Source organism: Mycobacterium sp. NGS57, from assembly GCF_059812405.1.
The window spans coordinates 75,268-95,117 of the sequence record NZ_JCALCP010000015.1 but is presented as its reverse complement, the minus strand read 5'-3'; the positions used below and the strand labels follow the sequence as shown (position 1 = coordinate 95,117).

Sequence of the window (19,850 nt, the reverse complement as noted above, 5' to 3'; positions counted from 1 at the left end):
GCCCGCGCTGATCGAGCCGCCCAGCCCATTGAGCGCCGCGGTCAGGCTCGCACCGAGCCCCGGCAGACCCGGGAACGTCAACGCCGGCAGACCCGGGAAGGTGATCGGCGGCAACCCCGGCAACGCCAGCGTCCCGTTGAGCAACGCGTTGATGCCCGCGTTGATGTCGGCACCCAAAGCCGGCAAGTTCGGGAACGTGAACGCCGGCAGACCCGGGAAGGTGATCGGCGGCAGACCCGGCAACGCCAACGTGCCATTCAGCAACGCGTTAATACCCGCGTTGATGTCCGCACCCAGCGCCGGCAGGTTCGGCAACGTCAACGGCGGCAACGACGGGAACGTGATCGGCGGCAACCCCGGCAACGCCAACGTGCCATTGAGCAACGCGTTAATACCCGCGTTGATGTCGGCACCCAAAGCCGGCAAGTTCGGCAACGTCAACGGCGGCAACGACGGGAACGTAATCGGCGGCAACCCCGGCAACGCCAACGTGCCATTCAGCAACGCAGTAAGACCCGCGTTGATGTCCGCACCCAAAGCCGGCAAGTTCGGGAACGTCAACGGCGGCAACGACGGGAACGTAATCGGCGGCAACCCCGGCAACGCCAAGCTACCCGACAACAACGCGTTCAACGACGCATTGAGGTTGGCCCCCAACCCATTCAGGCCCGCGCTGATCGACCCACCCAGCCCATTGAGCGCCGCGGTGATGTCCGCGCCAATCACCGGCAGGTTCGGCAAGGTCAGCGGCGGCAGCGCCGGGAAGCTGATCGGCGGCAACCCCGGCAACGCCAACGTGCCGTTGAGCAACGCGTTGATACCCGCGTTGATGTCCGCACCCAAAGCCGGCAGGTTCGGGAACGTCAACGGCGGCAACGCCGGGAACGTAATCGGCGGCAACCCCGGCAATGTCAAACTGCCTGACAACAAGCCCCGGACGGCCGCGTTGATGTCCGCCCCGATGGCCGGCAGGTTCGGCAGCGTGAACGGCGGCAACGACGGGAACGTGATCGGCGGCAGACCCGGCAGCGCCAACGTCCCGTTGAGCAACGCATTAATGCCCGCGTTGATGTCCGCACCCAAAGCCGGCAAGTTCGGCAACGTCAACGGCGGCAACGACGGGAACGTGATCGGCGGCAGACCCGGCAAGGCCAACGTGCCATTCAGCAACGCAGTAAGACCCGCGTTGATGTCCGCACCCAAAGCCGGCAGGTTCGGCAACGTCAGCGGCGGCAGCGACGGGAACGTAATCGGCGGCAGCCCCGGCAGCGCCAAGCTACCCGACAACAACGCGTTCAACGACGCATTGAGGTTGGCCCCCAACCCATTCAGCCCCGCGCTGATCGACCCACCCAGCCCATTGAGCGCCGCGGTGAGACTCGCACCGAGCCCCGGCAGACCCGGCAACGTCAACGCCGGCAGACCCGGGAACGTGATCGGCGGCAACCCCGGCAACGCCAACGTGCCATTAAGCAACGCGTTGATGCCCGCGTTGATGTCGGCACCCAAAGCCGGCAAGTTCGGCAACGTGAACGCCGGCAGGCCCGGGAAGGTGATCGGCGGCAGACCCGGCAACGCCAACGTCCCGTTCAGCAGCGCGTTGATGCCCGCGTTGATGTCGGCACCCAGCGCCGGCAGGTTCGGCAGCGTGAACGCCGGCAGACCCGGGAACGTAAACGGCGGCAGCCCCGGCAGCGTCAAGCTACCCGACAACAACGCATTCAGCGCCCCGCCGATGTCCGCGCCCAGCGGCCCGAGCGACAGCGTGAGCGCGGGTAGGCCGGGGAAGGTGAATGGCGGCAGACCCGGCAGCGTGATCGGCGGCAGACCCGGCAAGGCCAACGTGCCGTTCAGCAAGGCGTTGATCCCCGCGTTAATGCCCGCGCCAAGAGCCGGCAGGCTCGGGAAGGTAAACGCCGGCAGACCCGGGAACGTGATCGGCGGCAGACCCGGCAGCGCCAACGTGCCATTCAGCAACGCGTTGATGCCCGCGTTGATGTCCGCACCCAATGCGGGCAGGTTCGGCAGGGTAAACGCCGGCAGACCCGGCAGCGCCAGCATCCCGTTCAGCGCCGCGTTCAGCGAACCGTTGATCGACGCGCCCAACCCGTTGAGCGCCGCCGAGAGTTCCACGCCCAGCGTGCCCAGGTTCGGGAGCGTGAGCGCCGGGAGGCCCGGTAGCGCCGCCAGGAAGTTGCCCGCCAGGGTGGCCCCAGTCTGCAGCGCCCCGTTCAGGCCGGCCTGGAATGCGCCGGCCAGATTGCCCAGGTTGCCCAGTCCGGCCGCGATGTTGGCCGCCACTCCATTGAGGCTGCCGCTCAGCGCCGCGTTCAGGGAGGCACCGATGTTGACGGCGAAGTTGGCGTTCAGTAGCGCCTGCAGGGCGGCGTTGGCCTGGGCCATCAGCTGAGCGCCGACGGCGGAGAAGGTCGCGCCGGCGTTTTCCAGAGCCAGCCCGGCCTGAATGATGGCGTTTCCGGTCTGGACCATTCCGCTGCCGATGCCGGACAGGATGAATCCGCCGGTCTGGTAGGCGATCCCGCCGAGGCCGGCGCTGAGAAGCGTCTCGACAGTCCCGGCGAGGCTCGCGCCCAGGCTGCTGCTCAATCCACCCGACAGGGAGCCGCCGAGCGCGGCGCCGAACCCGGAGATCGCACCACCGATGTCGGCGGCGAGGTTCCCGCTTCCGGCGAGCAGTGCGGCCCCGTTGGCGATTTCCGCGCTCGCGTATGCGGCTGCGCCGCTACCCAGGGTGCCGACGAAGGCTTTGTGGAACGCCGCGAGTTCGGCGTTGAGTGCCTGGTACTCCCGGCCGAACGTGCCGAAGAGTGTGGCGATGGCACCGGACACCTCGTCCGCCGCCGCCGGCGCCAGGCTGGTCGTCGGGGCGATGATCGCCCGGGTCACCTCGTCAAGCGCGGAGCGAATACCGGCAAGATCCTGGGCTGCCACTTCGACGAGGTCGGGAACAGCGACCACAAAAGACATGTCCATCTCCCCACGCAAATGAACTACATATGCAAATGTCAGCCCGATTTATCAAGGCAAGATGAGCGTAATGGTGTGCAACGCAACCACATTCGAAAATGGTTATTTTCAGCACTGATGGGCGCGTCTGCGTAGCATTCCGGACGTCGAAGCGGCTCGTCGAGGGGTAGGGCCGTGAAAACTCAGCCTACCGAAGGGGCGAAGATTTGCGATACCTAAAGTACAAAGAGCTTGCTATTGAACAAGATTCAGTTCCTTCTTAGCCCAGTCGCAGCCGACGAATCTGGAACGAGCGTACACCTTTAAACGACGGCCGGTGGCCGAAACCCGGCGAAAGCCAAGTATTTCCGAGACGGCCGTCCAAAATCAGAAGGTCAGGATCGGTAGCGAGATCACCGGCGGCGATATCGGGGCCGCGCCGATCGCCTGGGCAAGCTGCTGGGGCACGTAATTCACCAGGAGCGGCAGCAGCCCACTGAAGGGCGTGCTGCCGGGGCTCAGGTTCACGGCGATCGGGGGCAGGACGCTGTTGTCCAGCAGCGTGACCGTCGCCGTCACCGGGTAGTAGCCCGGCGGGTGCAGCAGCCCGTCCAGCGGGAGGTTGGCGACGACGGTGACGTTCGCGATGTTCCCGACGGCGGGTCCGGTCAGGCTCGACAGGTTCAGCGCGTAGGGGTACGTCGCCTGGCCGTTGAGGAAGCCGTCGGCGATGAAGGCGGGCGCGTCGACGAAGGCGGCGAACGCCGCGGAGGCGTTGCCGGCCTGGACGGCGGAACTGAACGCCGACAGGCTGGAACCCGCCGCCTGGAGCGCCGCGGCCGGCGGGCCCAGCAGGCTGGCGCCGAAGAGCAGCGGCAACCCGACGGCATTGTCCAGCGCCAGGCTTGGAGTGGGCAGCAATGACTCCACCACCAACGATGAGGTGACGTTGGTATTGGTCAGTGCCCCAATCACATTGGCCACATTGTGCGAAATCTCGCCGGGTATGGCCGCGACCGGCTGGAAGTTCCCGGTTTGCAGGGCCGTCGCGATGGCCTGGCCGTAACCGATCTGGTTGGCGACGAACTGTCGCAGGAACGGGAACGGGTCGGCCAACCAACCACCCGCGAGGCTGTTCAGGTTCGTCACGGTGTTGTAGACGAGCGCTTGGTACGGCCCGGCGATGCCGGTGAAGTAGGGGCCCGCGTTGGTTTGGATGTTGATCAGCCCGGGCAGCAGCGAATTGGCGATGCCACCGAGCGGGCCCAGGCCGGTGAGACCGGGCAGGCCGGGCAGAGCGGGCAGGCCGGGCAGAGCGGGCAGGCCGATGCCACCCGTCAGGCCGTCGAGAAGGCTGGCGGCACTGACACTCTGGGCCGCCGCGGCCCCCATCGCCGGGGCCGCGAGCGCGGAGCCCAGCATCGCCTCGGCGTTGGCCACCTCGGCGCCCAGGTAGGCGCCGGCGCCGGCGGTCATCACGTTGACGAACTCGGCGTGGAACGCTTGAGCCTGGGCGCTGAGCGCTTGGAACTCCTGCCCGAAATTCCCGAACATGGTCGAGACTGCGGCCGACACCTGGTCGGCGGCGGCGGGGACTATTGCGGTCGTGGCCCCTGACGCGCTGGCCGCCGCCTCGGCCAGCAACGAGCGAATACCCGCCAAGTTTTGGGCCGCAGCCTGCACCTGCTCCGGCACCGCGACGACGTACGACATCGACGGGAACTACCCACTAAAACGCGAGGTAAACCCGAAATTTGTCGGCCACCTTGGCGGGCGGTCCGCACGCATCCGCGTTGGGCACGCTGTCTCGGGGAAAAGACCGTCGCGACAACACAATTCGGCGAGATGGCCCGAGCGAAGGGCCGGCGACGCACCGGCCCCCCTCGGCTGCGCGCTGTCGCGTCACCGACTACGTCAGCGCGATTGCCGAGGCGATCTGTTGGGGCAGGGTGTTGATGAGGAATGGGTACAGGCCGCCAAATTGCGTGCCGCCGAGGGTCGCGTTGATCGGGATATCGATACCCGAAACATCGAGCGGGATGGTGACCGAAAGCGGCTCCGGCGGATGGAGAATCCCGTCGAACGGCACGTGGGCTATCGCCGGAAGCGTGATGCCGTCTACGGTCACCGGCAGCGGCAGATCCACCAGCACCTGTCCGTTGATCATGCCGTTCAGCATGAAGGCGGGCGTGTCGCCGATGGCGTTCAGCGCACCCAAGACGTTGCCGGCCTGCATTGCGGACGAAAAACTCGTCGCGCCCGTCGCGAGGCCGTCCAGTCCGGCGAACGGCGGACCCAAGATCGCAAAGCCCAGTTGCAACGGCAGCCCGAACACGGCAGAGCCGCCCAGGGTTGCACCAAGCGGCACCAAACTGGCCGTGACCGGGAAGTCCGCCGAGACACCCGCGTCCGTGATCGCGCCGATCGCGTTGGCGAAGTTGCCCGCCATCTGCGCAGGGATGCCGGGCGCAGCCAGGCTGGCGGCGCCCTGCACCTGCTGGCCGATCGCGGTGAGGATGGGGAGCAGGTCTCCCGCCGGGCCAAGCAGCCCGACAGGTCCCGAGATGGCGATCTGGTAAGGAGGTATCAACGAATCGGGACCTGTGATGGTCAGATGGCTGGTGTCGAACCCGGTGATGAAGAGACCCAGCAGCGCGTGCGCCGTGTCCTGCACCGCCTCGTGGTAGTTGCCCGTCATGACCGCCGTGTTGGCCAGCGCGATGTTGCTCTCGAAGACCGGCAGCGTGCCCTGGATGTCGTAACCGAATTTCAGGAACGACGAGGTGACGACGCCGCCGAAGCCGGTCGCTCCATTGACGAACGTCTGCCCCAGTGCCAGCGGGTTGAAGGACGCCGCGCCCTGGAGGGCGAGTTGGATGTTCGCCGGCACGTTCGCGGGGAAGTTTTGCAAATCGACCGTGATCGCGTTGGACAGCTCATGCAGGTAAAGGGCCTGGTTGCTGGCGATTTGGTGCATGATCGGGAACGGGTGATTGAGGAACTCGGAGCCCATCAGGTTCAGGTTGTAGACCGTCGTTTCCCCGAGCACTTGATAGGGATTGGGGTAGGCCGGCACCGTCGTACCGACCGGTTGTCCGAACAGACCCGGTAGCAGGGATTGCAACGTCGGCAGCAACGGCTGGAGTATCGGCACGTTCTGGAAGAGGCCGGTTCCCAGCGACGTGAGACCGGACAGCGTGAGTCCGTTGGCCAGCTCGTTGGAGAAGAAGTTGCCGACGTCCAGTCCGATTCCGTTGAGGATCGGACCCAAGGGTCCACCCGTGAGACTCAAGCCCGGGGTCAAGTTGCCGAGGTTGACGGGCCCGAGGATGTTGGTGAGGGTCGGCACGCCGCCGCCACCGGTCGATCCGCCGAGGATCCCGCCCAGGCCGCCGAGCAGGCCGCCCGAGCCGCCGAGGACCGGGAGCGTGGCCGCCGAACTGGCCGCGGCCGCGCCTCCCCCGGCCAGCAACGCCTGTTCGGCGTTGGCGATCTCGGTGCCCACATACGCGGCGGCGCTGCCGTTCAGCTGGCGCACGAACTCGCTGTGGAAGGCGGCCGCCTGCGCGCTGAGCGCCTGGTATCGCTGGCCGTACGCGCCGAACAACGACGCGATCTGAGCGGAGATCTCGTCGCCCGCCGCGGCCACCAGGCCGGTGGTCGGCAGCGCCGCCGCGACGTGGGCTTCGCCCAGCGCCGAACCGATACCCGCAAGATCCCCTGCTGCGGCCGTCACAAATCCCGGCGCTGCGGTCAGAAACGACATAGCCATCTCCCGTCGACGACGAAGACCACCCCACAATGACCCTGACGAAAGGAGCTTAGTGCGAAACGTTCGACACGCGCCAGCAAACGCGGCGAGTTGATCCGGGTGTCGCTAACTCTCGAACGCCGCCGCGAGCAGTTGAGGGGCGTAATTCAGCAGGGCGGGGACGAAGCCGCCGACCGGCGGGCCGGTGATCGTGACCGTTTGGAACAACGGGTTACCCGACAGCGTCGTCGTCGTCGAAAAGGGTTGCAGGGGAACAAGAAGCCCGCTGACGGGAACGTTGGCCGTCAGTCCGGGCACCGGCAGCGGCACGGGCAACGCCTGCTGTCCGTTGAGGAAAGCGTCGGCGATGTTGGCGGGAGCGCCGGCGAATGCCGCCAGCACCGCCAGCGGGTCCCCGGTGCGCACCGCGCCGAGAACCGCTGCGCCACTTGACGAAGCCGCCAGCGCCGCGTTGACCGGCGCACCCAACGCGTCGAAGGCGAGCAGCTCCGGCAGCCCCAGCCCGACGGCAACCGAGGCGTTCGGTGGGTTCAGCGAGGTGATCGTCACCGAGACCGGGACGGTCAGGTTCTCGACGAGGTTGGCGTAGCCCTGCACGAGTTGTCCCGGGGAGGTCAGCGCGTTGGCGTGGGCGGTGATCGCTTGCAGCAGGGCGGGTTCCGTGACGGTGGCCCAAGTGTTGCCGAGGGTTTGCAGATTGGCGGCGGTATTCGTCAGCAGTCTTTCGTAGGGGCCGACGAGCGAGTTGGCAACATCCGTGGCGAGGTAGGCCCCCGCGCCCGCGCTCACCAGGTTGACGAACTGGCCATGAAACGCCTGCGCTTGCGCGCTGATCGCCTGGTACTCCTCGCCGAAGGCCCCGAACATCGCCGCGACGCTGGCCGACACCTGATCCTGCGCCGCCGCCACCACCGCGGTCGTCGGAGCGGCGGCCGCCGCAGCGGCTTCGCCCAGCGTGGATCGGATTCCGGCCAGGTTCTGGGCGGCCGCCTGAACCAATTCCGGCTCCGCGACGACATACGACATCCGCCACCTCCCATCGACTCATGGGACGGTCACCCGGTGACCGTGATGCGTTGAGGCTACTGGGGCAGGTGTGTGACCAGGGGAAATTGTGGATTTTCACGGCGCGCCGGTGTGTCGTGCCGGCGGCTAGCCCGCCGGGGTGATGGCCAGCGCGAGTTGCTGGGGGGCGTAGGCCAGCAAGCCGGTGGCGAGCCCGCTGATCGGCGTGCCGCCGACGGGGACGGTGAGCGTGAGGGAACTCATCAGCGCCACCGACGCCGTGTAGGGCGTTACGGGAACGAGCAACCCGTTCATCGGAAGGTTGACGGTCGCGGGCAAGCCGCTGAGGTCGAACGTCACGGGCAGCGTCGACTGGCCGTTGAGGAAGGCATCGGCGACGACGGCCGGGCCGTCGACGAGGGTGCCGAGCGCCCCGCCGAAGTCCCCCGTTTGCAACTGACCGACGAACGTCGCCGCGCCGGACCCGAATGCAGTCGCCGCGTTGTACGGCCCGCCGAGCTTCAGCAGGTTGGTGAAGTCCTGGGCCATCATCCCCGGAATGGTGAGGATCGGTAACAGGTCCCCCAGCGCTCCCGCGGGAGCGATCGAGGCAGTAATCCCCGGGGGCACAAGGAGATTGCCGGTCGTACTCACGTCCAGCCCGGTGACGAACAGGTTGACGAAGCCCTGCGCGACGTCGGTGACGGCGCCGGTGACATCGCCCATCTGCAGCGCCTGCACGGCGGATTGGAAGGCCGACGGCAACGCTTGCAGCCCGGCGCCGAAATCGTGGGCCGCGTTCTGCAGGGACGTGGCGACGATCTGGGCGTAGGCCATCTGGTGGGCGATGAACTGCTGCACGTACGGCACCGGATTGAACGCGAGCAGGGCCTGGACGAGGGCCCGGATGTTGGCCGGCACGTTGGCCAGTACCGCGGGGAAGTTCTGGACGATGTACTGCGCCCCCGCGGCGATCGTCTGCGCGTAGCCCGATTGGTTGGCGACGAACTGGCGCAGCAGAGGCGCCGGGTTCGCCAGCAAGGTGTTGCCGAGCACCTGCAGGTTGGCGGTGGTGTTCGCGAACAGCGTCTGATAAGGCCCGGCGACCGCGGCGAGACCGCTGCCGGCGGCCGGCGCCAGCGCACCGACGGGCATGCCCGCACCCACGGCGCTCAGCGCATTCTGTTCGGCGTTGGCCAATTCGGTGCCGAGATAGGCGCTCGCGCCCGAGCCCATGAGGTCGACGAACTGCTCGTGAAACGCCTGCGCCTGGGCGCTGATGACCTGGTACTCCTGGCCGAATTGGCCGAAAAACGCCGCGACCTGCGCCGACACCTGGTCCGCTGCCGCGGCCACCACTCCGGCCGTGGGCGCGGCCGCCGACGCGCTGGACTGGGCCAGCATCGACCGGATACCGGACAGGTTGCGGGCGGCGGCCTGTATCTCCTCGGGTGTCGTGCTGAGGTACGACATACCCATCCCCCATCGCTGCAGACGACGGTCGCAACGGCCATCAGACAGATGTGAGCCTAGTCACATCCCCGTAGCCCGCGCGGCGAAATCGGCCGCACCGGGGTCAGGGGGCGATGGCCGCGGCGAGTTGCTGGCCGAAGCTCAGGAAGCCGGGGATGAGGCCGCCGATCGGCGTGCCCGGCAGCGGTCCCCCGCCGACGCCGCCGAGGATGACCGGGCTCAGCGGCGTGAGCAGCCCGCCCACCGGCAACTCGGCGACCGATGTCAGCGCGGTGATCGGGAAACCGCCGGCGGTGACGTTCACCGTGAACTCGGGCAGGCTGATCAGCGTCTGGCCGTTGAGGAAGCCGTTGGCGACGTTGGCCGGCGCGTCGAGGAACGCCAGCGCCGCCGCCGACGCGTTGCCCGTTTGCGCCGCGGCGACGAACGCTGCCGCGCTGGAATTCAGCGCAACCAGCCCGTTGATGGGCGCGCCGATCCCGTCGAACACCAGCTGCAGCGGCAGGCCGAAGTTGATGCCGAGGTCCGAAAGATTAAGCGTCGCACCGAAGTTGGTGGTCGTGTTGACCACGTTGGTGAAGTTTTGTGCGATTTGGGCGGGGATGGATCCGGCCGGCAGCAGGTTGGTGAAGTTCTGCGCCATCTGGCCGGGGATCGCCAGGATCGGCGCCAGGTCGCCCAGCGGGCCGAGCGGGGTGATGGGCAGCAGGATGGGTTGACCCAGCTCGCCGATGTCGACGGTGGCCTCCTGGAAACCGGGGAGGAAGACGTTTTGCAGGCCTTGGGTGACGTCGTGGATCGCGCCCGGGAAGTCGCCGGCCGCGAGGGCCTGTCCGGCCGCCTGGAAACTTGCCGGCAGACCGCTCAACCCGGTGACGAGGTCGTGCCCGGCGTTCTGCAGGCCCGTGGCGATCGTCTGGGCGTAGCCGGTCTGGGTGGTGATGAATTGCTGCAGCAGCGCGCCCGGGTTGACCGTGGAAAGGCCCTGGATGCCGGTTTGGATGGTGGCCGGCAGGTTGGCCAACTCGGCCGGCAGGTTCTGGATGCCGGTCGCGATCGACGCGCCGATGGTCTGCGCGTAGCCCATCTGGTTGGCGGCGAGCTGGTGCAGGAACGGAAAGGGGTTGGCGCTGAAAGTACTGTTGATGGCCTGCAGGTTGGTGACCGTGTTGGAAACCAGCGTTTGGTAGGGCGCGGCCAGCGCGGCACCGAACGAGCTCAACCCATTGACCAGCGGGGAGGCCGCACCCGTCTGCACTGCCCCGAGCGCGCCGAAACTTTGGCTGATGCCGCCCATCGCAGCCTGCGCGGCGTTGGCGGCCTCGGCATTCGCGTAGGCGCCCGCCCCGGCGCCCATCAACGCGACGAACTGCTCGTGGAACGTCTGCGCCTGGGCGCTGAGCGCCTGGAATTCCTGGCCGACGTTGCCGAACATCGAGGCGATCGCGATCGACACCTCGTCCTGCGCCGCGGTGGCGAGCCCGGTCGTGGGTCCCGCTGCGGTAGCCGCGGCTTCGGCGAGCGACGAGCGAATGCCCGCCAGGTTTTGGGCCGCGCTTTCAACCAGCTCCGGCATTGCGGTCAGAAACGACATGGGTTCTCCTTGAGTCACGAATGACCAGTGGTCATCCGGCATTCACCACGAGCCCACCGAGACCGACCGCATCGTTGCGAACGGCCCCGCGGCTCCGATTTTGCGGGCGGTTACCCTCCGGTAACCAAGACAAAAATGAGCGTAACCAGGGGTGATGACCCCCTCCAAAGACAACGCGAGTTTTCACAGCATTCGCGAGGCTTTACTTTGGTTTTCGATGCGTTACCGCCGTGGCGCGCCGAGTGCTAGGTGGCGATGGCCGCCGCCAACTGGGCGGGGAAGCTCAGCAGCCCGGGAATCAGGCCGCCGATCGGGGTGCCTCCGGAGAGTTCGAGTGGCGCCACGAGCCCGCCGCCCAGGTCGACCAGGACCGTGGGGATGCTGAGCGGGGTGAGCAGCCCGCCCAGGGGCAGGTAGGTGGTCGAGGGAAGATCCACGCCGGGGAACAGGGCCACCGACACCGTGGGCAAGGCCACCATCGTCGTGCCATTGAGGAACCCATTGGCCACCATCGCCGGGGCGTCCAGGAGTGCGGCGGCGGCCGCCGACGCGTTCCCTGCCTGCATCGCTCCCACGAACGTCACCGCGCTGGAGTTGAGCGCGCTGAGCGCGTTCACCGGCGCGCCGACGCCGTCCAGGATGAGCTGCAGTGGGACGCCGAAGTTCAGGTTGGCGACGTTGCTGATGAACAACGTCGTCCCCAAATCGGTGAAGGCGTTCACCAGATTGGTGGCGTGCTGGGCGATGTGCGCCGGGATGGAACCGGCGGGCAGCAGGTTGGTGAAGTTCTGCGCCATCTGCCCCGGGATGGCCAGGATGGGTGCCAGGTCTCCCAGCGGACCCGTCGGCACGATATCGAGCAGAAGCGAGGTGTCGCCGGGCCCTACCTGGACGGCATTGAAACCGGGGAGGAAGGCGTTGATGAGCGTCTCGTTGATGGCCTGGTAGGCGCCGACGTTGTTGCCCGCCAACAGATCCTGGAAGGCCGCCTCAAAACCCGCCGGCAGCAGCTGCGCCCCGGTTGCGAGGTCGTGCGCGGCGTTCTGCAGACCGGTGGCGATGGTCTGGGCATAGCCGCTCTGGTTGGTGACGAACTGCTGCAGCAGAGCGCCCGGGTTGAACGTGGACAGGCCCTGGATGCCGCTTTGGATGGTCGCCGGCAAATTGGCCAGCTCCGACGGCAGGTTCTGGATGCCGGTCACGATCGACGAGCCGATGGTCTGCGCGTAGCCCATCTGGTTGGCGGCGAACTGATGCAGGAACGGGAAGGGATTGGCGCTGAAAGTACTGTTGATGGCCTGCAGGTTGGTGACGGTGTTGGAAACCAGCGCCTGGTAGGGCGCGGCGACCGTCGCACCGAACGAGCTGAGCCCGCCGATCAGGGAGGAGCCCCCACCCGTCTGCAGCGTCCCGAGGGCGATGGGAGAAGCGGTGATCGCATTCGAAATCGCTTGGGCGCCAGCGTTGGCGGCGTTGGCGGCCTCGGCGCCGGCGTAGGCGGTGGCGCCCGCGTTCATCAAGCTGACGAACTGTTGATGGAACGTCTGGGCCTGGGCGCTGAGCGCCTGGAATTCCTGGCCGACGTTGCCGAACATCGAGGCGATCGCGATCGACACCTCGTCCTGCGCCGCGGTAGCGATCCCGGTCGTGGGGCCCGCCGCGGTCGCCGCGGCATCGGCCAGCGACGAACGAAGCCCAGCCAAATTCGTGGCTGCGCTCTCAACGAGGTCCGGCATTGCGGTCAGAAACGACATTTCGACCCTCTCCTTCGGCCATCTAGGCGGCGACCGGCGGTCACCCATCCGGCCCTGATCGAGCAAGGGCCCCGCGCAACGAACGTGCGCGAGGCCCCCCTCAGCTCTTCTTGTTTCCGGTTACCGGCTGGAAACTTACCCCGCAGTAACCTAGACAGACGTGAGCCTAATAAGCTGCCGTCTCTCCACCAAAGGGCAACGGGCGTTGTCACAGACTTTTCTTAGATATGAATCGTATTGCGGGCACGGCACAGCCAACAAATGACCGAAACCCACTGCTCGCCAAGGCGATTGGCGCTACGCGCCCCCCCCAGTGGATCGCCGCCGCCCGGAAGCGGGAGGCGGGCGTCCGCGGCGGTCAGCTGATCGGCGTGATGACCTGTGCCAGCTGAGGTCCGAGGCTGAACACGCGCTCAGGCGCCGTCCGGCTACATGATCGGCGTGATCGGCGGCGGTGCGATCGCTGCGGCAAGCGCCTGGGGAAGGAAGGTCAGCAGGCCGGGCAGGATGCCCCCGAAGCCCGTGCCGCTGAGGGTCAGCGACCCCGGCCCGAGCGCCGGGATGCTGAGCGACGCGAACTGCAGCGGGGTGAGGATCCCGCCCAGCGGGATGGCGGTGAATGTTTCGATGCCGTCGGCGCCGGTGCCGAGCAGCGCCGGAAGCTGCAGCGTCGTTTGGCCGTTGAGGAAGCCGTTGGCGATGACCGCGGGCGCATCGAGCAGCGCCGCGGCCGCGCCGAGGCCGTCCCCCGTTTGCACCGCGCCGACGAACGCGCTCGCGCTGGAGCCGACGGCCTGCAGCGTGGTGGCCGGCGGGCCGAGCGCGTCCAGGGCCAGCGCCAAAGGCAGCCCGACGTGCAGGTTTCCGGTGTTGAGATCCAGCGTCTGCGACACATCGGTCAGCGTCGTGACGGCGTTGGTCGCGTTCTGCGCGACCATCGCCGGGATCGACCCGGCCGGCAGCAGGTTCGTGAGGTTCTGGGCCATCTGCCCGGGGATGCCGAAGAGGGGTAGCAGGTCGCCCGCCGCGCCCTGCGGGGTGATGACGAGAAGGTTGGTTACCGGGTCGACGTTGACGTTGAGCCCGGTGAGAGCCGGGGCGAGGAAGGCCCCGCCGACCTGCAGCAGGCCGCCGTTGACATCGCCGCTCATGATGGTCTGGAGCCCGGTTTGGAAGTTTGCCGGGAAGGCGTTGAGCCCGGCCAGAAAATCGTTGCGGGCGTTCTGCAGCGACGTGGCGATCAGCTGGCCGTAACCGAGCTCGGTGTTCGCGAGCTGCTGCACGGCGGGTAGCCCGGTCTGGAAGCCGGCCTGGACGGTGGCGGGCAGGTTGGCCAGCGCGGCGGGCAGGCCCTGCACGGCGCCGGGAAGTCCCGTGACAATCGCCTGGCTGTACGTCATCTGGTTGGCCAGGAACTGGCGCAGCAGCGGCTGCGGGTTGGCCGTGATGGCGCCGTCGAGGCTTTGCAGGTTGGCGGCGGTGTTGGAGACCAGCGCCTGGTACGGGGCGGCGACGGCGGCGCCGAAATCGGCAACGCTGGTGGCTTCGGCGCGCACGTAGGCGCCGGCCCCGCCGCTCATCAGGGCGACGAACTCCGCGTGAAACGCCTGCGCTTGGGCGCCCATGGCCTGAAACTCCCGGCCGACCCCGCCGAACAGCGACGCGATCGCGACCGATATCTCGTCCTGGGCCGCGGCCGCGATCCCGGTGGTGGGGCCCGTCGCGTCGGCGGCGGCCTCGGCCAGCGAGGATCGAATGCCCGCCAGATCCCGGGCCGCGCCCTGGATCAGCTCCGGCGTGACGGTCACAAACGACATGTCCAGCTCCTCGACTCGATGCGCGATGCCCAGTCCTTACTTGAAAGTAAGATCTTTTCGGGGTCGTCGACGAAGACCATCGGTCAGAGGTCGTAGAAAGCCGCGCCGGGGGGTCGTAGATCGCGCGTTAAGCGCGCAGTTCGGCGCCGACGGTCTCGGCCGCGCGGCGCACCGCGGCGTCGCGGGCCGCGCTGGCGTCGTCCTCGGTCAGTGTCCGATCGGGCGCCCGGAAGCGCAGCGCGAACGTCAGCGACTTGCGGTGCTCGCCGATCTGCGGGCCGGTGAACACGTCGAACAGCTGGAGGTCCTCGAGCAGCTCGCCCGCCCCCTCCCGCACGGCGTCGGCGACGGCCTGGGCGGGCACGTCGGCGGCCACCACCAGGCTGACGTCCTGGAACACGGCGGGAAACGGCGACACCCGCGGCGCGGGCAGCGCGTCGACGATGGGGATCGCCTCGAGGTTCAGCTCCATCGCGCAGGTGCCCTTGGGCAGCCCGGCGCGCTCGATCACCGCGGGGTGCAGCTGCCCGGCGTGCCCGACGCAGGTCTCCCCCACCAGCACCTCCGCGCACCGGCCCGGGTGCCAGGGCAACTGCTGGGCCGCGCGTAGGCGGATGTCAATCCCGCTGGCGCGCGCCACGATTCGCACCGCCTCGAACGCGTCGGCGGCTTCGGCGCGCCGGCCCGGCCCCCAGGGGCCGCGGGGTTCGCGCAGGCCGGTCAGCACCGCCGCGACGTGCTGGGGTTGCCGCGGCAGCGACGCGTCCAGCGCCGCGACCTCGGCCTCGGTGGGACGGCGGTGCACGGGGATCAGCTCGACGGCGCGGGTCTCGTCGGTCGGCCGGACCACCTGAGCCAGCGCGAACAGCGCGGTGTCGACGAGACCGCGGGATACGTTGCGCCCCAAGGCTTCCAGTAACGCGGGCAGTAGCGTGGTGGCCAGCGCCGGACGGTCGGCCTCCAGGGGGTTGAGCACCTGCGTCGTCGCGCGCCGCGGATCGTCGGCCGGCAACCCCCACAGGTCGAACACCCCGGGTGGCAGGAACGGGGTGGGCAGGATCTCGACGTAGCCGGATTGGGCCAGCGACTTGCCGATGGCGCGGCGGCGCTTTTGCACGGCGCTGAGCCCGCGCCCGGCGGGGGCGGCCGGCAGCACCGACGGGATGACCTCCAGCCCCTCCAGCCGCATGACCTCCTCGACGAGGTCCGCGGGCTGCAGCAGGTCGGGGCGCCAACTCGGCGGCGTCACGGTCAGCGCGGCGCCGTCCTCGATGACGGCCGCGCCGATCTGGGTCAGGCGCCGGGTCGTCGTGTCCGGGGCGTACGCGACGCCGGCGAAGCGGTCGGGCAGGTCCGCCGCGATCCGGATCGGCGGGCCCGACCAGTCGTCCCGGGGCGGGTCGCCCCGCCAGTCGGTCAGGGTTGGCGACACCGCTCCCCCGGCGATCTCGGCGAGCAGCGCCGCGCAACGGTCCAGCGCCGCCACCGAGATGGCCGGGTCCACGGACCGCTCGTAGCGCCTGGCGGCCTCGCTGGGCAGGTGCAGCCTGCGCTGCGTCCGCGACACCCCGGCCGGGTCCCACACCGCGGCCTCCAGCAGCACGTCGGTCGAGTCGTCGCGCACCTCGGTGGTCGCCGCGCCCATGACGCCGCCGATCGCCGCGGTCGCGGTGTCGTCGACGATCAGGACGTCGGCCGGATCGAGCTTGCGCTCGATGTCGTCCAGCGTGACGACGGTTTCGCCCGGCCGGGCGAACCGCACGCCGAAGCTGCCCGTGATGCGGGCGCGGTCGTGGGCGTGCATCGGGTGGCCGAGCTCGATCATCACGTAGTTGGTGACGTCCACCGCCGGGGACGTGGCGCGGATGCCGGCCAGCAGCAGCCGCCGCTGCAGCCACCACGGCGACACGGCGGCGGGGTCGATCCCGGTGACCGGTCGCAGCGCAAACCGCCGCACGCCCGTTTCGGCGTCGACCGTCAGCGGCCACGCCTCGCCCTCGGCTGGCAACGGCTTGACGTCAGCAGGATCAACGAACTTCAGGTCGTAGGCGCACGCGATCTCACGCGCCAGGCCGCGCACCGACATGCAGTAGCCGCGGTCGGGGGTGATCGCCAGGTGCAACACCACGTCGTCGAGCCCCAGCACCGCGGCGCCGTCGGCGCCTGGTTCGGCGGTGCCGGGCGGCAGCACCAGGATCCCGGAATGGTCTGCGCCCAAACCGAGTTCGGCGGCCGAGCAGATCATGCCGTCGGAGGTGCGGCCGTAGGTCTTGCGCGACGCGATCGCGAACCCGCCGGGCAGGGTGGCGCCCGGCAGCGCCACCACGACCAGGTCGTCGACCACGAAGTTGGTTGCCCCGCAGACGATCTCGCGCGGCTTGCCCTCGCCGACGTCGACCAGGCAGGCCCGGATCGGCTTCTTGAATTCGGTGAGCTCTTCGATGGCGGTGACGCGGCCGACGGTCAGCGGCCCGTCAACGGGACCGAGCGTGCTGACGTCTTCGACCTCATGGCCGACGCGCACCAGCGTTTCCGCGACCTCGCCGGGGGACGCGTCCCAGCCGGGCGCGCCGGCGTTCACCACCTCGCGCAGCCAGCTGTACGGGACGCGCATCAGGCACCGACCCCGAACGGCAGCGAGAATCGCACGTCGCCCTCGACCATGTCGCGCATGTCCGGGATCCCGTTGCGGAACTGCAGGGTGCGTTCCAGGCCCATGCCGAACGCGAAGCCGGAGTAGGTGTCGGGGTCAATTCCCGCGGCGCGCAACACGTTTGGGTGCACCATGCCGCAGCCGCCCCACTCCACCCAGTCGGCGCCGCCCTTCTTGCCGGCGAACCACACGTCGACCTCGGCGGACGGCTCGGTGAACGGGAAGAAGTGCGGCCGGATCCGGGTGCGCGCGTCCGCCCCGAACTCGGCGCGCGCGAACGCATCCAGCGTGCCGCGCAGGTGGGCCATGGTCAGGCCGCGGTCCACCGCCAGGCCCTCGACCTGGTGGAAAACCGGGGTGTGGGTGGCGTCGAGCTCGTCGGTGCGAAACGTGCGGCCGATCGAGATGATGTAAACGGGCAGCTCGCGTTCCAGCAGCGTGCGCACCTGTACCGGCGAGGTGTGGGTGCGCAGCAACTGCCGCGAGCCCTCGGGCGCGACATAGAACGTGTCCTGCTCGCTGCGGGCGGGATGGTCGGCGGGAAAGTTGAGGGCATCGAAGTTGAACTGCTCGGTCTCGACCTCGGGGCCCTCGGCCAGTTCCCAGCCCATCGCGACGAAGGTGTCGGCGATGTGCTCGGCCAGGATCGTGATCGGGTGCCGGGCGCCGGCCGGCTGCCGGGTCGAGGGCAGCGTGACGTCGATGCCCTCGGCGATCAGGACCGCGGCGTCGCGCTCGGCGCGCAGCGCGGCCAGCCGTTCGTCGTAGCTGCGCTGGGCCTCCCCGCGCGCGGTGTTGACCCGCTTGCCGGCGTCGGCGCGCTCGTCCTTGGGGACGCCGCCCAGCGCCTGGCGCGCCAGTGCCAGCGGCGAGCGGTCACCGAGGTGCTCGGTCTTGACCCGTGCCAGCGCGTCCAGGTCGTCGGCGCCGGCGATGGCCTGCCGGGCGGCGGTGACCGCATCGGCCAAGGCCTCCGGCGACAGGTCGACGGGTTGATCGCCCACGCGGCGGCACTCTCCTTGCTGACGAGGCTGTCGGAACCGCTGGATTTGCCCAGCGCAAGTGCCGATCTTAGGGGATCGGGTGGCGGTGGCTAGCCGACCATGGCCGGCTGCACGGCCCGCGCGGTGGCGAGTTGGGCGATCTTGTGAGCTGCCAGCGCGCCCAGGACACCGAACACCGGCGCGGCGGCCATCGTCCCCCAGTGGTGCGCCAGCACCAGGAACCCGAAGCCCGACGACGCCGCCAGCATCAGGCGCCGCGTCGGCGTCCAGTGGATCGGCTGCCGGAACCGCGCCGATACCAGCACGCCGAGGATGACCGCGACGGTGTGACCGGCATCGGTGAAGTCGCCGCCGATGATCGCCGACGCCAAACCGGCCGCGACCCACCAGCCGATCCACGCCGCGCGCCAGCGCGGGGGAATCACCGCGGTCATCGCGCCGAGCACCGCCAGGGCGCCGTAGCTCATGCCGACGTCGCTGGCCCGGGTGATCGACACCGGCAGCCAGCCGAACTCGACGGCCGCGGCCAGCGCGGCGGCCACCACGAGCGTCGCGCCGATGTGGCCGACGACGAACGCCACGGCCAGGCGGATGGTGCGCAGGTGCAGCTCGGCCAGCGCGAGCAGGCAGGTCAAAAACGGCAGCCAGAAATAGAGCGGTCCGGCGTCGACGACCAGCGCGCTGCCCAGCAGGGTGCCGATGTGGCCGTGCGACAGGTTGTGCAGGTTGGTGCTGGCGCGCTCGACGAGCAGGTCATGCGCCTGCGGGCCCAGCACCAGGATGGCGCTGCTGATGGCGAGCAGGATCGCCACGTACCCGATGGTGAATTGGACCCGGGCGAGCCGGGCGAAGATGCCCCCGATCATCGGGGTCCATTATGCGGGCTAATTTGTTTCGGCGGTGTGCTCAAACGCTGTCAAGTCCTTATGAGTTTTCAGCCGGTAAATCCCCAGGTCGGCGGGGATGCCGGCGGTTTTGCCCGAAAAAACGGGCTTGCGTGCGCGCTTGGCGGCGATGCCTAACGCGTCCAGTTCGGTTTGCGGTATGAGGTCCAACGTCGAGCTCGACACCATGATTCCACCTTTGGTGCCCCTTTCCATAACCCGCGCGGCGATGTTCACGTCGACGCCCAGCCAGTCCGCGGCCATCCGCTGTGGTCGGCCGGTGTGGATCCCGACCCGCATGCGCGGCGTATAGCCGCCGACCGCAACCGATTTCAGGGCCTCGTCGGCGGCCAGCACCGCCCGCAGCGCGACCGTCGGGTCGCGGAACACGGCCATGATGCCATCGCCCATGCGTTTGACGATGTGCCCGCCGGCGTCGAGCAGGGGCGGCTCGACGGCCCGCGCCACGTGCCGCAGCAGCACCAGGGCCGCCTCGTCCCCCGCCTCCAGCGACCAGCTCGAGAAGCCGACCAGGTCGGTGAATACCAGCGTCACCTCGGGGTTCGCCGGCCGCCGGGACACCGTCTCGGTCAGCGCCTGCCACAGCTGCAGCACGCCCAGGCTCACTTCGCGCGACACCGCGCCACGGTTGCCCAGCAGCCGGTCGGCGGCCCGCGCCGCGGCGCGCGGTCCGCCGTCGCCCGCGGTGGACAGCGGGTCGCCGAACTCGGGATCACCGGGCAGCAGCCGCCGCGCGCGCCGGACAAACCCGATCACCCCGGGGTTGTAATTCGTGCTGCGCAGCCAGTGGGCCGGTGACCGCTTCGGCAGCGTGGTAGCGGTCTGTCCGGATTCGCCGGACTTTGAATCGCGCTGCCCAACGTCCACGACGCCAGGGTATGCGGTGCGGACGCCGGAAGCTGCCCC

12 protein-coding genes are annotated in these 19,850 nt (G+C 68.8%); all 12 read right to left on the bottom strand.

Features of this window, described 5'->3' with window-relative positions; genetic code table 11:
- The coding region (locus AC5Y43_RS23160) for a PE domain-containing protein (protein ID WP_499976413.1) at positions 1 to 2,988 on the bottom strand (2,988 nt) is incomplete at its 3' end.
- Between the two features lie 366 nt (positions 2,989 to 3,354).
- On the bottom strand, positions 3,355 to 4,680 hold the full coding sequence (locus AC5Y43_RS23155) for a PE family protein (RefSeq protein ID WP_499976411.1): 1,326 nt from the start codon (positions 4,678 to 4,680) through the stop codon (positions 3,355 to 3,357).
- Positions 4,681 to 4,876: 196 nt separating this feature from the next.
- A complete protein-coding gene (locus AC5Y43_RS23150; protein ID WP_499976409.1) occupies positions 4,877 to 6,733 on the bottom strand; it encodes a PE family protein in 1,857 nt (618 codons plus the stop codon).
- 111 nt (positions 6,734 to 6,844) lie between these two features.
- Positions 6,845 to 7,765, bottom strand: coding sequence for a PE family protein (locus AC5Y43_RS23145; RefSeq protein WP_499976406.1), 921 nt, complete (start codon positions 7,763 to 7,765; stop codon positions 6,845 to 6,847).
- A gap of 126 nt (positions 7,766 to 7,891) precedes the next feature.
- Positions 7,892 to 9,217 carry a PE family protein gene (locus AC5Y43_RS23140; RefSeq protein WP_499976404.1) on the bottom strand — a complete coding sequence of 442 codons (1,326 nt, stop codon included), beginning with the start codon at positions 9,215 to 9,217 and terminating at the stop codon, positions 7,892 to 7,894.
- A 103-nt stretch (positions 9,218 to 9,320) separates the two neighbouring features.
- Positions 9,321 to 10,811, bottom strand: coding sequence for a PE family protein (locus AC5Y43_RS23135; RefSeq protein WP_499976400.1), 1,491 nt, complete (start codon positions 10,809 to 10,811; stop codon positions 9,321 to 9,323).
- 245 nt (positions 10,812 to 11,056) lie between these two features.
- A complete protein-coding gene (locus AC5Y43_RS23130) occupies positions 11,057 to 12,565 on the bottom strand; it encodes a PE family protein (protein ID WP_499976397.1) in 1,509 nt (502 codons plus the stop codon).
- 428 nt (positions 12,566 to 12,993) lie between these two features.
- The gene (locus AC5Y43_RS23125; protein ID WP_499976395.1) at positions 12,994 to 14,382 is read right to left on the bottom strand and encodes a PE family protein; all 1,389 of its coding nucleotides are present in this window, start codon (positions 14,380 to 14,382) and stop codon (positions 12,994 to 12,996) included.
- Between the two features lie 127 nt (positions 14,383 to 14,509).
- Positions 14,510 to 16,996: a phenylalanine--tRNA ligase subunit beta gene (gene pheT, locus AC5Y43_RS23120; RefSeq protein WP_499976393.1), complete on the bottom strand. Its 2,487-nt coding sequence runs from the start codon at positions 16,994 to 16,996 to the stop codon at positions 14,510 to 14,512.
- The gene (gene pheS, locus AC5Y43_RS23115; protein ID WP_499976391.1) at positions 16,996 to 18,039 is read right to left on the bottom strand and encodes a phenylalanine--tRNA ligase subunit alpha; all 1,044 of its coding nucleotides are present in this window, start codon (positions 18,037 to 18,039) and stop codon (positions 16,996 to 16,998) included. Before pheS ends, pheT begins: the two co-directional genes overlap by 1 nt.
- 89 nt (positions 18,040 to 18,128) lie before the next feature.
- Positions 18,129 to 18,905, bottom strand: coding sequence for a rhomboid-like protein (locus tag AC5Y43_RS23110; RefSeq protein ID WP_499976389.1), 777 nt, complete (start codon positions 18,903 to 18,905; stop codon positions 18,129 to 18,131).
- An 18-nt stretch (positions 18,906 to 18,923) separates the two neighbouring features.
- Positions 18,924 to 19,811 carry an adenylate/guanylate cyclase domain-containing protein gene (locus AC5Y43_RS23105; RefSeq protein ID WP_499976387.1) on the bottom strand — a complete coding sequence of 296 codons (888 nt, stop codon included), beginning with the start codon at positions 19,809 to 19,811 and terminating at the stop codon, positions 18,924 to 18,926.
- Positions 19,812 to 19,850: the final 39 nt, after the last annotated feature.